General features: G+C 60.7%; 11 protein-coding genes and 2 pseudogenes. 7 read left to right on the plus strand and 6 right to left on the minus strand.

Features of this window, described 5'->3' with window-relative positions:
- Window positions 1-461: 461 nt before the first annotated feature.
- Window positions 462-1,133, plus strand: coding sequence for a response regulator transcription factor (locus LOKO_RS05405; protein ID WP_066446061.1), 672 nt, complete (start codon window positions 462-464; stop codon window positions 1,131-1,133).
- A 69-nt stretch (window positions 1,134-1,202) separates the two neighbouring features.
- Here the strand turns inward: LOKO_RS05405 and LOKO_RS05410 are convergent, their stop codons facing one another.
- From LOKO_RS05410 to LOKO_RS05425, 5 genes and pseudogenes are all read right to left on the minus strand, one after another.
- Window positions 1,203-2,447: a P-loop nucleotide/nucleoside kinase family protein gene (locus LOKO_RS05410; RefSeq protein WP_083517443.1), complete on the minus strand. Its 1,245-nt coding sequence runs from the start codon at window positions 2,445-2,447 to the stop codon at window positions 1,203-1,205.
- Between the two features lie 57 nt (window positions 2,448-2,504).
- Window positions 2,505-3,794 carry a glutamate-1-semialdehyde 2,1-aminomutase gene (gene hemL, locus LOKO_RS19780; RefSeq protein WP_066452237.1) on the minus strand — a complete coding sequence of 430 codons (1,290 nt, stop codon included), beginning with the start codon at window positions 3,792-3,794 and terminating at the stop codon, window positions 2,505-2,507.
- Between the two features lie 252 nt (window positions 3,795-4,046).
- Window positions 4,047-4,835: pseudogene (gene thiD / locus LOKO_RS19785) on the minus strand (bifunctional hydroxymethylpyrimidine kinase/phosphomethylpyrimidine kinase); the annotation flags it as partial.
- Between the two features lies 1 nt (window position 4,836).
- The gene (hemJ, locus tag LOKO_RS05420; protein WP_066446068.1) at window positions 4,837-5,268 is read right to left on the minus strand and encodes a protoporphyrinogen oxidase HemJ; all 432 of its coding nucleotides are present in this window, start codon (window positions 5,266-5,268) and stop codon (window positions 4,837-4,839) included.
- Between the two features lie 85 nt (window positions 5,269-5,353).
- Window positions 5,354-7,111, minus strand: coding sequence for a chloride channel protein (locus LOKO_RS05425; protein WP_066446071.1), 1,758 nt, complete (start codon window positions 7,109-7,111; stop codon window positions 5,354-5,356).
- Window positions 7,112-7,207: 96 nt separating this feature from the next.
- Here LOKO_RS05425 and argC point away from each other — a divergent pair, with 96 nt between their 5' ends.
- The 3 genes and pseudogenes from argC to LOKO_RS05440 form a co-directional block, all read left to right on the plus strand.
- A complete protein-coding gene (gene argC / locus LOKO_RS05430; RefSeq protein ID WP_066446073.1) occupies window positions 7,208-8,242 on the plus strand; it encodes an N-acetyl-gamma-glutamyl-phosphate reductase in 1,035 nt (344 codons plus the stop codon).
- Between the two features lie 96 nt (window positions 8,243-8,338).
- On the plus strand, window positions 8,339-8,692 hold the full coding sequence (erpA, locus tag LOKO_RS05435; RefSeq protein ID WP_066446075.1) for an iron-sulfur cluster insertion protein ErpA: 354 nt from the start codon (window positions 8,339-8,341) through the stop codon (window positions 8,690-8,692).
- 109 nt (window positions 8,693-8,801) lie between these two features.
- Window positions 8,802-9,359 (plus strand): annotated as a pseudogene (locus LOKO_RS05440) (transporter substrate-binding domain-containing protein); the annotation flags it as partial.
- On the opposite strand, the gene LOKO_RS18605 reads toward LOKO_RS05440, so the two are convergent.
- On the minus strand, window positions 9,311-9,826 hold the full coding sequence (locus LOKO_RS18605) for an SDR family NAD(P)-dependent oxidoreductase (protein WP_335339210.1): 516 nt from the start codon (window positions 9,824-9,826) through the stop codon (window positions 9,311-9,313). The pseudogene LOKO_RS05440 and the gene LOKO_RS18605 overlap by 49 nt on opposite strands.
- 198 nt (window positions 9,827-10,024) lie before the next feature.
- Here LOKO_RS18605 and LOKO_RS05445 point away from each other — a divergent pair, with 198 nt between their 5' ends.
- The 3 genes from LOKO_RS05445 (at window position 10,025) to LOKO_RS05455 (ending at window position 12,922) form a co-directional block, all read left to right on the plus strand.
- Window positions 10,025-11,008 carry a TRAP transporter substrate-binding protein gene (locus LOKO_RS05445; protein ID WP_066446086.1) on the plus strand — a complete coding sequence of 328 codons (984 nt, stop codon included), beginning with the start codon at window positions 10,025-10,027 and terminating at the stop codon, window positions 11,006-11,008.
- Window positions 11,009-11,087: 79 nt separating this feature from the next.
- Window positions 11,088-11,627 carry a TRAP transporter small permease gene (locus LOKO_RS05450; protein WP_066446088.1) on the plus strand — a complete coding sequence of 180 codons (540 nt, stop codon included), beginning with the start codon at window positions 11,088-11,090 and terminating at the stop codon, window positions 11,625-11,627.
- Entirely contained in the window at window positions 11,627-12,922 is a 1,296-nt protein-coding gene (locus LOKO_RS05455; protein ID WP_066446090.1) for a TRAP transporter large permease, read from the plus strand. Before LOKO_RS05450 ends, LOKO_RS05455 begins: the two co-directional genes overlap by 1 nt.
- Window positions 12,923-12,945: the final 23 nt, after the last annotated feature.

Raw genomic sequence — 12,945 nt, forward strand, 5'->3', positions numbered from 1 at the left:
TACGAAGATATGAGTGTACATAAATAAAGTACGAGAGTTTTAATACATCAAGCATTAGAAGAAACAAGGAGGCATCAAAACCCTGAAAAGATAATGCATCGTAAACTGAAAGTAATTAAGAAGTGTGCAATAATTCAATTCGTTGTTTTAAAAGGAATTTTAATTTCATGAGATTATTCGGGATGATACTTACACTAAGATCTGTTACTTGTGTATATTGTCGTAAGGGTTCTCTAATATCTGATGAAACCCATTGCCAGGAGAGCAATTTCATGCACCATAAGGATTAGCTAGCCTTTGTTGCTGAGCCTTGCAGCACAGGAATGGCATAAAAAAGAACAGGGTAATAACAATTAGTTATTAACAAATTTACACTTTATGTACAAAGCTTCAGCAAGCGCTTCGTTCACGTTATATTACAATTTCCAAGAGTTAGAGCTTTTGAAGGGAGGGAAAGCATCATGGACAACATGGACCGTCATGTTCTGCTGGTGACAGACATCAACCCGCAGTCGAAGCTGTTTATCGAATACATTCAGCAGAAATTCGAGCATGACATCGTTGCCGTCAGCGACAGCGAGGAACCGAAAATCGATGAAAACCAGCCGATGCTGGTCATTCTCGACCTGGATCATCTGAGCGAAGCCAGCATGCAGCGCTGGCAGGGTATAGCCGATGAGCATGAGGATATCAGTCTCGCTGCGTTCAATGTCCGGGGTGAGGACCATGCCGTCGAACTGCTCTCGACGCTCAACCTCCAGGGAATCTTCTACCGCAACGACAGCATCGAGCTGATCTGCAAAGGTATGCAGGCCTTGCAGGATGGAAGCCTATGGATGTCCCGCGCACTCATGTCAAGAATGATTCTGCTGCTCCGACGCCAGCAAATGAATTCATACCGGCCCGCCTGTGGGCTGACACAGCGTGAGCTGGAGATAATAGGGCTTCTTGGCACTGGTTCTACCAACTCGGAAATTGCTGAAAAACTGTTCGTCAGTGAGCATACGGTGAAGTCTCACCTCTACAATATTTTCAGAAAAATCAAGGTACATAACAGGTTGCAGGCGATGAACTGGGCGAGGAGAAATCTTTTCAGCGTACCGCCGAGTTTTCGCAGGGAAATGAAGCACTGACCGTACGGCACCCCATAGCGCCACGGCTAGTGTGAGAGTGGCGCATATGTGTATGAGTTGGTATCTCTATCAACCAGCGTAGATACGTTGTTCTATCAGGGAAGCCAGGGTGTCGGTGGCATCAGCCGCCGTGGTATCCAGATGAACCAGATGCTGACGCTCTTCCGGATCAAACGGTTCGAAGAGCGACTGCTGACGGTGCAGCACGTCCAGACTGGCCTTCGGCAATACGCCCTGCCGCTGAGCACGCCTGACGATACGCGCCTCCAGGGTCTCGTCGTCGGCCTCGAAGCTGACGATCAGCACCGGTAGGCCTCGTGCCTCGGCCTGTTGGCAGAGCAGCTTGCGCTGCCTGCGAGCAAGACAAGTGGCATCCACGCATGTGGTAATACCCGCGTCGAGCAGGGTTCCTGCGAGTTCGGCCAGACGTTGATAGGTCCGAGAAGTGGCATCGTCGGTAAAGATATCCACAGGAGGTTCCGCATTCTTGTCCTGTGGACTGATACCGAACAGCCGCCGTCGTTCTACATCCGAACAGAGCCTGACAGCGCCCAGCCTCTCGACCATGTTGGCAGTAAAACGACTCTTGCCGCTTCCCGAAACCCCTGTACCGATGATCAGAGGCGGGAAGCGGAACACCGAGATCTTCTCTGCCAAGGCAAGATAGCGACGACTCGTCCCCACGGCATCGGCAATATGAGCCAACGGCTCTCCTTCCATCATCTCGCTGCGACGCTGCAAGGCCCGCCGCGCACAAGACAGGGCACGGGCTACCTGGAATACCGACAGTAACCTGGTCAGGGCATAGTCACCGGAGAGCAACAAGTAACGATCCAGGGCGCGATTGGCCAGCCGGGATTCATCACGAATCGCCAGCCCTACCAGTAACGACGCCATATCGAACCCTGTATCAAGAGGTCTTGAGGCCAGCGGATCGTCAGGATCAAAATCAAGGGCATTGATCATGACCAGTCGCTGATTGTCGCAGAGTGTCACAGTTGGATGCCCAGCTGCCCAACTGGGCCTAGGCTCTGCTCGCTCGGCAAAGCAGGCTTGAAGACGCACCAGCTCCTGATCGAGCCATTCACGCAGACGGTCGAGCTGCACCAGGTCCTCCTCGCCATGCATCCACGAGGCCAAGGCGTCCAGCTCGTCCTCGATAAGGGCGCGAGTCGAAGCCAGACATGGGGAGGGGCCGAGTAAAGGTAGTGGATCGGTGCTTGGTCGGTGTGCCGCCATCAGAGCGTCAACAAGTCCATCCAGGCTGATAACACTGGAAGGGTGCGTTGTCGACGTGACTGATGGCTTAGCCATGCATGCTCCTTGTAGTCAGACCCTCTAACCAGCGGCTAGGAACGATCTCTCAGCGTCTCAACCCTGCCGAACCCGGTCGAAGGCCTTGACCGCGGCATCCAGGGTCACCTGAATGTCCTCCGGACTGTGCGCGCTGGACATGAATCCCGCCTCGTAGGCCGACGGGGCCAGATAGACACCCTCGTCCAGCATCGCCGAGAAGAAGCGACGAAACGCATCGGCATCACAGGCAGTCGCCTGGGCAAAGTTGTCGACCCGAGACTGCCCAGTGAAGAAAAGCCCGAACATGCCCCCTGCACGCTGCGTGATCATATCGACACCGGCGGCATCAGCGCGTTCCTGAAGCCCGTGGCAGAGCGTCTCAACCCGCTGTGCCAGCGCATCATGGAAGCCCGGCGCACGCAATTTGGTCAACAGCGCAATGCCGGCAGCCATGGCCAGCGGGTTGCCCGACAGCGTTCCCGCCTGATAGACCGGCCCCAGTGGAGATATCTGCTCCATAACCTCGCGCTTGCCGCCGAATGCTCCCACCGGCATGCCACCACCGACAATCTTGCCCAGGCAGGTCAGGTCGGGCTCGATGTCGTAGTGGGCCTGGGCACCGCCCATGGCGACCCGGAAGCCGGTCATTACCTCGTCGAATATCAGCACGCTGCCATATTCGGTGCAGACCCGACGCAGGGTCTCCAGAAAGCCTGGCTGCGGAGGAATGCAATTCATGTTCCCGGCTACCGGCTCGACAATGATGCAGGCGATCTCGCTGCCGATCTCCTCGAAGCAGGCCTCGACGGCATCGAGGTCATTATAGGAGAGGGTGATGGTATGTTCGGCCAGCGAGGCGGGTACGCCGGGCGGACTGGGCTCGCCCTGGGTCAGAGCGCCGGACCCCCCTTTCACCAGCAGCGAGTCGGAGTGGCCATGGTAGTTGCCCTCGAACTTGACGATCTTGTCACGGCCAGTGAACCCCCGCGCCAGGCGAATGGCTGACATGGTGGCCTCGGTGCCGGAATTGACCATACGCACCATCTCGATGGAGGGAATCATCTCGCAGATGAGATCGGCCATGGTGGTCTCGATGGCCGTTGGCGTGCCGAAGGAGAGGCCATTGTCGAGCCGGGCGCGCACGGCCCCGAGCACGTCGGGATCGGCGTGGCCGGTAATCATCGGCCCCCAGGAGCCGACATAGTCAACATAGCGCTTGCCCTCGACGTCGTAGAGATAGGCACCCTGGGCCCGTTCCATGAACACCGGCGGCCGATGCAGGCCCTTGAAGGCGCGTACCGGAGAATTGACGCCTCCGGGAATGTGTCGGCAGGCCTGTTCGAAGAGCTGTGCGGAAGTGGTCATGAAAGCCTCTTTGCTGTCGCTGAAACGATGATCGAAAGGCATCCCATCTGATACTTCCAGGCTGTGGATAGAATCTGGGATAACCTTTTCATTCATATTGGATAACCCGTGACCTGCGGTCATGTCACGGGAATCGGTCAAGTGTCGGGTCATTCTGTCTGCACCGAGGGTACATGGCCAGTGCGGACGACTGCCAAGCTGCCTCTCCTTGCCACCGGTCAAGTGGAAGACACAACCGGCTGTGCTGCCAATTCGTCGTGGCAACGACTGGTGGCTTCCGGGGCGCCACCCATTGGCCAGTGCATGCCAGGTAAACGACTGCGCCTGCTCACAGGCATCCCGCAGCGCCTCTCCCCCCGCCAGCCGCGCCGCCAGCGCTGCGGCAAGGGTGCAGCCAGACCCATGGTAGCGCCCCGGCAGCCGGGGCCATCGCCAGTGAGCACGCTGATCACGAGAATACAGCACCTGCTGTACCTCGTCGGGCGGCACTTCCCTTTCCGGGTCATCCGCCCCCGTCACGAGCAGCGAACGACAACCGAGCGCCAGCAGTTGCTCCGCCCGGGCTAAGTCGTTGCTCGCCTCACTGCCCGCCAAGCGTGTCAATTCCAGCCGATTGGGTGTGAGAATATCCACCAGCGGGAGCAATCGCTCGCGAAACGCATCCAGTAGCGCAGCTGTGGATAACTCACTCCCCCCCCCTGCCTTGAGCACCGGATCGACCACCACCGGTACCCCCGGGTGGGCGCGTACGACATCCACCACGGCATCCAGCACGTCGACACTCGCGATCAGGCCCACCTTGATGGCCGCGATGGAGAATTCATCAAGGGCGTCGCCCATCTCGCGGATCAGTCGAACCGGGACCGGCACCACGCGATCAACATCACGGCAGTTCTGTACCGTCAGCGCCGTCGGAATCGTGACAGCCCAGCCGCCGCAGGCCGCCACGGCCTCGCTGTCGGCGATCAGTCCGGCGCCGCCAGTAGGGTCATGCCCCGCCAGTATCAGCACGACCGGCGGCGTTGGGGTAATGTCGTCCATGTCAGAATGGCTTGAGAACGGCGAGGATAACGATAGCCAGCAGGGCGATCACCGGCAACTCGTTGAACCAGCGGAAGTAGACGTGACTGCGTTTGCAGCGCCCGGCGGCAAACTGCTTCAGATAGACTAAGCAGACATGGTGGTAGATCACCAGCAGCAGGACCAGCAGCAGCTTGACATGCATCCAGCCCATGCCAAGCCAGTGCGGCATCAGGTAAAGCAGCCAGATGCCCAATGCCAGCACGGCGATCATGGAGGGCGTCATGATGCCACGATAGAGCTTTCGCTCCATCACCATGAAGTATTCAATCGCCTGCTGCTCACCCTTGTCACGGGCCATGGCATGGTAGACGTAGAGTCGCGGCAGGTAGAACATCGCCGCGAACCAGGTGATCACGGCAACGATATGCAAAGCCTTCAGCCACAGGTACATGAGGTCTCCTGACGGGGCGAATCGATAAGGTATCGATCACATGAGCGAATTGCCGACTCAAGCTAACGACGACTTGAGTGAATGACTACTTGAGCGAATAGTAACGTTCAATGGCGCCGCGGGTGATGATACCGGAAATCCGCTTCTGCTTCGGCCGATGCCCGTGCTCCACGAAGAGTGCATCCACCGCCTGGTCGTTGAGACGCTCGAAGGCCTCCGACAGCGTCGCCTGCAGGTGGATCGGTGCCATTTCCAGACGCTGGCCGGGCACCTCCAGCAGGTCGATCAGCTCGCTTGACGTCTCGGCCTCCTCAGCCAACTGCTCGTCCATCAGCGCTCGTGCCAGATCCGCCGCCTTGAGCGCCAGGGTCGGCTTGTCATCGGTCGAGCGCATGATCAGGATCCATACCGGCTTGGCGTCGAGCAAGGCGCGGGCCTGCTCCCGGGTCACCATGCGTTGGGTACGTACCAGGCTGCGTTCCATCACCGCCGGCACCGACACCCGGGAGAGGGCTTGCATCAGTGGCTGCTGAAGGGGGTGCAGCCCCTGGCGAGTCACGCTGACGAAGAAGCCGTCGCAGCGACACAGCTGCCGGGCGGTCAGCCCCGAAACGACCACCGCCAGCATGCCCGGCAAGATGATATTGGGATTATGGGTAAGCTCGAGCAGCGCCATGAGGGCAGCAAGTGGCGCCTGCAGCACCGCTCCCATCATGGCCGCCATGCCCAGCATGGCATAGAAACCCGGCTCAGCGGCCAGCTGAGGCCACAGCTGGGCACCGACCAGACCGGCGAGGGCTCCCGCGGCGGCGCCAACTACCAGGATCGGGCCGATGATGCCGATGGGGATACCGCTGGCCACGGTAAGGCCGGTGAGCAACAGCTTGCCTATCACCAGGGCAAACAACACATCCACCGTCAGGCTACCGGTCAGCGAGGCATCCAGGCTGTCGTAGCCGATCCCCTGGACCTCGGGATACCACCAGGCCACACCGGCCGTGGCCACCGCCACCAGTACCAGTCTCAGCCACACCGGAAGCCCTCTTATGCCAGAACTTTTCGCCACATGAATGAAAAGACCCGCCAGCAAGCCAACGAACAGCGCGGTGACCACGATCCAGGGCAGGTTCATCAGCGACCCCATGCTGACGCTGGGCACCTGGAAGGCCGGTTCGGAACCATAGACCAGCATGGCCACCAGCGCCCCCATGGTGGAGGCCAGGATCACCGGCATGAAACCGACGATGGTGTATTCCAGCATCACCACTTCCATGGCGAAGATGACCCCGGCAATAGGCGTATTGAAGGAGGCCGATATCCCCGCCGCGGTGCCACAGGCCACCAGCACGCGCAGGCTGTTGTGGGGAAGTCGCAGGCGCTGACCGATTCCGCTGGCCGCCGCCGCACCGAGATGGATGGCGGGCCCCTCACGGCCGGCCGACAGGCCGCCGATCACCGATACCACCCCGACCCACCATTGATTGATCCAGTTGCGCAGGGGGAAGCGACCCTGGTGGTATGAGAGACGCTCGATAACGTGGCCCACCCCCATCTTGCGAGCGGCTGCGGGCTGGCGCCACAGGAAGATACCGATGATAAGCACCGCCAGCAGGGGCAGAGAGGAGCGCAGCAGCGGCGAGAGTCCCTCGAAGTTCTCCGGATCGCCGTCAGGCATGAAGGTCAGCGCCCCCAGATCCAGCAACAGGCGAAAGCCGACCATCACGGCACCCGTCAGGAGTCCGGACAATACGCCAAGCACGCAGAGCTGGGGCAGGGCGTCCACATTGGCCAGCTTGCGGCGAAAGCCTTCCAGGGTCAGGTCGGGCAGTGACGGGAGCGGCACGGCGGTTTTCCTGTATGAAGCGTTTTCAGGGGACGGCTGGGTGGCAGCCCTCTCTCTTGTGTATCATATTCGTAGACCCAACAAGAGGAGTCCATCGTGATCAAGGTCGGAATCGTCGGCGGCACCGGTTATACCGGCGTCGAACTGCTCAGGCTGCTGGCTCAGCACCCCGGTGTCGAGGTCGAGGCCATCACCTCGCGATCCGAGGCGGGCATGGGCGTCAGCGAGATGTACCCCAACCTGCGCGGCCATTACGATGATCTGACCTTCAGCGAACCCGATGCCGAGCGACTGGGCGCCTGCGATGCGGTGTTCTTCGCCACGCCTCACGGTGTGGCCCACGCCCTGGCCGGTGAGCTACTGGCAAAGGGCACCCGTGTCATCGACCTCTCTGCAGATTTCCGCCTACGTGACGCCGAGGAGTGGGCGAACTGGTACGGTCAACCCCACGCCGCACCGGAACTGCTCGATGAAGCCGTCTATGGACTGCCGGAAATGCACCGGGAGCGCATCCGCAAGGCGCGCCTGATCGCCGTACCCGGCTGCTATCCCACCGCCGTGCAGCTCGGCCTGCTGCCGCTGCTCGAAGCCGGCTTGATCGATGTCGACCACATCATCGCCGACTGCAAGTCCGGCGTCACCGGCGCCGGCCGGGGTGCCAAGGTGCCGTCACTGATGGCCGAGGCCAGCGAATCGATGAAGGCCTACGGCGCCGCCGGCCACCGCCACCTGCCGGAGATTCGCCAGGGTCTCGGCGACGCCGCCAGGGGGCCGGTGGGGCTGACCTTCGTGCCGCACCTGACGCCAATGATCCGCGGCATCCATGCCACCCTCTACGGCAGGCTGACCCGTGACCCCGGCGATCTGCAGAGCCTCTTCGAGTGCCGCTTTGCCGCCGAGCCCTTCGTCGACGTAATGCCGGCCGGCAGCCACCCGGAGACCCGCAGCGTCAAGGGGGCCAACGTCTGCCGCCTGGCGGTTCATCGTCCGGGCGACGGCGACACCGTGGTGGTACTGGCGGTGATCGACAACCTGGTCAAGGGGGCCTCCGGCCAGGCGATCCAGAACCTCAACCTGATGTTCGGATTCGACGAGCACGCAGGACTCGCGGCGCCGGCACTGATGCCCTGAACCGTGCAGCCTGATTAGTATGAATAGTTGACCCTTTTGCTAGGGATTAGGGATAATGATCTGTTACCTATTCATTCAGCTCAAGGGAGGATGCCCATGAGCGGCGCAGAATCTTTCGTGCCCACTCCCATGATGCTCTCCGACAGTGCCAGAAAACGACTGCAGGCGCTCATCGCGGAGGAAGGCAAACCGGGACTCAAGCTGCGGGTCTACGTGACCGGTGGCGGCTGTTCGGGCTTCCAGTACGGTTTCGACTTCGCCGAGGATGTGGCGGAGGACGATGCCCTGATCGAGTTCGGTGAAGTGGCCCTGGTGGTCGACGAGCTCTCCTACCAGTACCTGGTTGGTTCCACCGTGGATTACGAAGAGGGCCTGGCCGGCGCCCGCTTCCTGGTCCAGAACCCCAACGCCACCACCACCTGCGGCTGCGGTGCTTCCTTCATGGTCTAGCCTGCCATCATTTTAGCGATTTCTTACTCTCCGACTTGACGCTTTTCGGGATTCTAACCATGTTGAATGGGGTGAATCCCATGAAAAACGTCCTATAACGGGGAGTTCAATGAAACGTTCTTGCTTTACTTCAGCCCGATTCAAGCAAACCCTCCTGGTCTCTTCCCTGGCGCTAAGCCTTGGCCTTTCCGCGGCAGCCCTGGCTGACAGACCTACCGTGAAGGTGGTCACCGACCCCAGTTTTGTCCCCTTCGAGATGCTCGATCCCGATACCGGCGAGATGATCGGTTTCGACATGGACATCATCAATGAAGTCGCCGAGCGGGCCGGTTTCGAGGTAGACCTGACCACCATGGAATTCGCCGGCATCATCCCGGCGGTACAGACCGGCAGCCAGGAAATCGCCATCGCCGGTGTCACCATCACCGAAGAGCGCGCGGAGATCGTCGACTTCTCGGACCCCTACTACGACTCCGGCCTGCAGATCATCGTGCGCGCCGACAACGACAGCGTGGAAACCATCGAGGACCTCGAGGGACTCTCTGTCGCCACCCGCATTGGTTCCACCAGCTACGACTTCCTGCAGGACACCCTTGGCGACAGTGCCGACATCACCCCCTACCCGGGCAACAGCGACATGTACATGGCGCTGCTGGGACGTAACGTGGCGCCTTCGCCGTGGGCGATCAGCCGAGGTAGAAGCAATCGGGTCACACTCACCAGGCCTTTGACATTGGTATCGATCATGGCGTGCCAGTCTTCAAGGTCGGCCTCCTGGGCTGGACCCTTGCCCAGCGCCACGCCGGCATTGTTGAGCAACAGACGGATGTTGTCGAAAGGGGGTGGAAGGTCGCTCACCACTTTTTCTATTGCCCGGTGATCGGTGACGTCCAGTGGGGCGACATGCACAGGCACCGTGTCGCCGAGCGCCTGGCGCAGGGCTTCCAGGCGTGATTCGCGCCGTCCGGTCAGCACCAGCCCCCATCCGGCAGCGGCGAAGCGGTGGGCACAGGCCTGGCCGATGCCCGAGGTCGCACCAGTGATGAAGGCAATGGAAGTGGCTTCGTGCATGATGAATGCTCCGTATGGCGTAATGGACAATCGCGAGGCTACCTCATGCCATTGGCAGCCCATGGAGGGCCTTCTGGTATTAGCCTTTGGTCGTGTGCTCAAGGCCCATAGGCGCTGGCTGTGGAATGGTGTGGCATTGAGTAGCCATCGCGATTGGCGAAGGCTGCCTTCATCAAAGCCGATTTGAGCCAGCCCCGCGGTTGTTTCAAGATCAAACCACGACGATAAGCCCTCAATAACGATAATTGTCAGGAGAGCACGATGCGAAAGTCACTGCTAGGCTCGTTGGTCGCTCTGGGAATACTCAGTGCCGCCCCCTTTGCCGCCGCCAGCACCATCGAGATTCAGGTCAACAACACCATGAGCGAGGGCGGCTCGGAAAGCGCCGCCGTCGAACGTTTCGCCGAATACCTGGAAGAGCAGGCCCCGGGGCGTTTCAACGTTCGCCCATTCCTGGCCGGCTCCCTGGGCGGCGAGAATTCCGTCCTCGAGCTTCTCAACCTGGGGCAGACCCAGATTTCCATTACCGGCGGCAACTGGCGTCAGCAGTATGCCCCCGAGTATGACGCCATCACCGTTCCCTTCGTGTTCTCGACCTGGGACGAGGTCGACGCCTACATGGAGAGCCCTTCCGGCCAGCGGCTGGTGGAGATCGCCGAGGAGAAGGGCGGCATCAAGTATTTCGGCACCCAGCACCGCGGCCCGCGGCAGATGACCGCCAACAAGGCGATTCACAGCCCCGACGATCTTTCCGGCTTCCGGATGCGCCTGCCGTCGCTGCCGGTGTGGCTCGAGGTCTGGGAAGAGATCGGTGCCCAGGTGGTCAACGTGCCGGCTCCCGAGATCTATCTCGCCATGCAGACCGGTCAGGTCGACGGTCATGAGAACTCGCTCTCTTCGCCCTATACGCGCCGCCTGTGGGAAGTGCAGGACCATATCATCATGACCAGCCATGTGATGTTCCCGTGGAACTGGGTGGCCAGCAAGCGTTGGTGGGAGGGCCTGGATGCCGAGGACCAGGAGGTGATCACCGAGGCCATCCATGTCGCGCGCCAGCATGGCACCGAGGTGGAGCGTGAGCTCGACGAGTACTATCTCGAGCAGCTTGAAGCCAACGGCATGACCATCATCGAGCCCGATGTCGAGCCGTTCCGTCAGGCCGGCCTGCCTGCCATCGAGCGTATCCTCTCCGAGATGGCCGATGGCGTGATGGACGATGCCCTGGGTGACGTCAGCGACGACTGATCGAGCCCGTCACTGACCGTTCCTGCCAGCGGCGCCCCTATGGGACGCCGCTGGCGTTTCCTGCCTGGAGGACAACAACTTGACGACATCCCCACCCCCCGCCAGCGGTGTCGACCGGCTGGCCTATCACCTGCTCAAGGTCATCACGCGAACCTGCGACGCCCTGGGCGTGCTGCTGTTGGCCGGGGTGCTGGTGTTGATCGTTGCCGCCATCGTGGTCCGTGACATCATCGGGTTGAGCATGGCCTGGACGGAGGAGGTTGCAACGCTGTTGGCCATCTATGCGGTGGGTTTCGGCTCCCTCTCCGCCTGGGTGCGCGGCGAGCACCTGCTGGTCGACCTGTTCAGCCACCGGCTGGGTAACCTGGCCCGGCATATCCAATACCGGCTTGTGGCCCTGCTTTCGGCAGGCTTCTTCGGCATGGCGGCCTATGGCTCCCTTGCCATGTCGATCGCCAGCGCCAATAACCGTACCGTTTCCCTGGGTATCAGCTTCACCTACCTCTATTACGGCATCTTCATCGGCTTCGCCGGCATGACGCTACTGGCGACCTGGCAGGCCCTGCGTGGCCCGGTGGAATGGCACGCTGTGGCGAGTTCATCCCAGGAGGCGGACTGATGCAGGAACTGATGATTTTCGTGGGCGGGCTGCTGTTGCTGATGGCCATCGGCCTGCCGGTGGTGGTGGCGATCGGCATCACCTCCTTCATTGCACTGGGTGTCACTGGCGCCAGTGGCCTGCCCGTGGAACTGCTCTCGCTGCGCATGGTGCAGACGCTGAACAATTTCACCCTGCTGGCGATTCCGCTGTTCATTCTGGCGGCCAACATCATGAATACCGGCTCGACCACCACACGTATCTTCGACTTCGCCACGGCGCTGGTCGGCTTTACCAAGGGCGGCCTGGGGCACGCCAACGTGGTGGCCAGCTCGATCTTCGCCACCATGTCCGGCACGGCGGTAGCCGATGCGGCAGGCCTCGGCAGCATCGAGATCAAGGCCATGAAGGAGAGGGGCTACGATCTGGGCTATTCGGCCGGCATCACCGCGGCCTCGAGCGTGATTGGCCCCATCCTTCCGCCGAGCATTGCGCTGGTGGTCTACGGCTGGTTGGCCAATGTCAGTATCGGGGCCCTGTTCATGGCAGGGCTTGTGCCCGGCATTCTCATGGCACTGCTGTTGATGGGCATGACGCTGGTGCTGGGTGCCGGTAAGCGGGTGGCCATGCCGCCGGCGACACCCTTCGATGGCAAGGAGGTCATCCGAACCGGCAGGCGGGCCTTACTGCCGTTGATGATGCCGGCGATCATCGTCGGCGGTATCTGGACCGGTTTCTTCACGCCCACCGAGGCGGGGGCGGTAGCGTCCATCTATGCGATCATCCTGGGCACGCTGGTCTATCGAGATCTGAAGCTCCGTGACCTCTATGCCTCCTTCGTCCGCACCCTGATGTTCAGTGCCGCCATTCTGCTGATCATTGCGGTCTCCAGCTTCTACGGCTGGATCCTGGTTCGCATCGGTATTCCCCAGGCCCTGGCGGGGCAGGTGGCGGGCGTCGACATGCCGACGATCATGCTGCTGCTGGCCTTTGCACTGTTCTTCCTGGTGGTGGGCTGTTTCATGTCGGTGATCGAGAGCATTCTCATCTTCACGCCGATCGTCGTGCCGGCAGCGCTGGCCGCCGGCCTGGATCCGATCCACTTCGGTATCGTCATGGTCATCACCCTGTCGGTGGGGGTCATTACCCCGCCCTTCGGTACAGTGCTGTTTCTGATGGTGGGTATCACGCGGCTGCGCTATTCCCAGATCGTGATCTCGGTCTTGCCGTTCCTGATCCCGATACTTGCGACCATCCTGATCCTGATTGCCCTGCCCGGGCTGGTTACCTGGCTGCCGGGGGTGATGGGCTACTGAGCCGGGGGAACGCCGAGCCTAAA

It is taken from the genome of Halomonas chromatireducens, assembly GCF_001545155.1.
GTDB classification, from domain to species: Bacteria; Pseudomonadota; Gammaproteobacteria; order Pseudomonadales; family Halomonadaceae; genus Halomonas; species Halomonas chromatireducens.

Excerpts from the sequence above, each read along its gene's own strand:
- LOKO_RS05405 (WP_066446061.1), top strand. The coding sequence starts at position 462 with ATGGACAACATGGACCGTCATGTTCTGCTGGTGACAGACATCAACCCG.
- LOKO_RS05410 (WP_083517443.1), bottom strand. The coding sequence starts at position 2,447 with ATGGCTAAGCCATCAGTCACGTCGACAACGCACCCTTCCAGTGTTATC.
- hemL (WP_066452237.1), bottom strand. The coding sequence starts at position 3,794 with ATGACCACTTCCGCACAGCTCTTCGAACAGGCCTGCCGACACATTCCC.
- hemJ (WP_066446068.1), bottom strand. The coding sequence starts at position 5,268 with ATGTACCTGTGGCTGAAGGCTTTGCATATCGTTGCCGTGATCACCTGG.
- erpA (WP_066446075.1), top strand. The coding sequence starts at position 8,339 with ATGAGCGGCGCAGAATCTTTCGTGCCCACTCCCATGATGCTCTCCGAC.
- LOKO_RS18605 (WP_335339210.1), bottom strand. The coding sequence starts at position 9,826 with ATGGGCTGCCAATGGCATGAGGTAGCCTCGCGATTGTCCATTACGCCA.
- LOKO_RS05445 (WP_066446086.1), top strand. The coding sequence starts at position 10,025 with ATGCGAAAGTCACTGCTAGGCTCGTTGGTCGCTCTGGGAATACTCAGT.
- LOKO_RS05455 (WP_066446090.1), top strand. The coding sequence starts at position 11,627 with ATGCAGGAACTGATGATTTTCGTGGGCGGGCTGCTGTTGCTGATGGCC.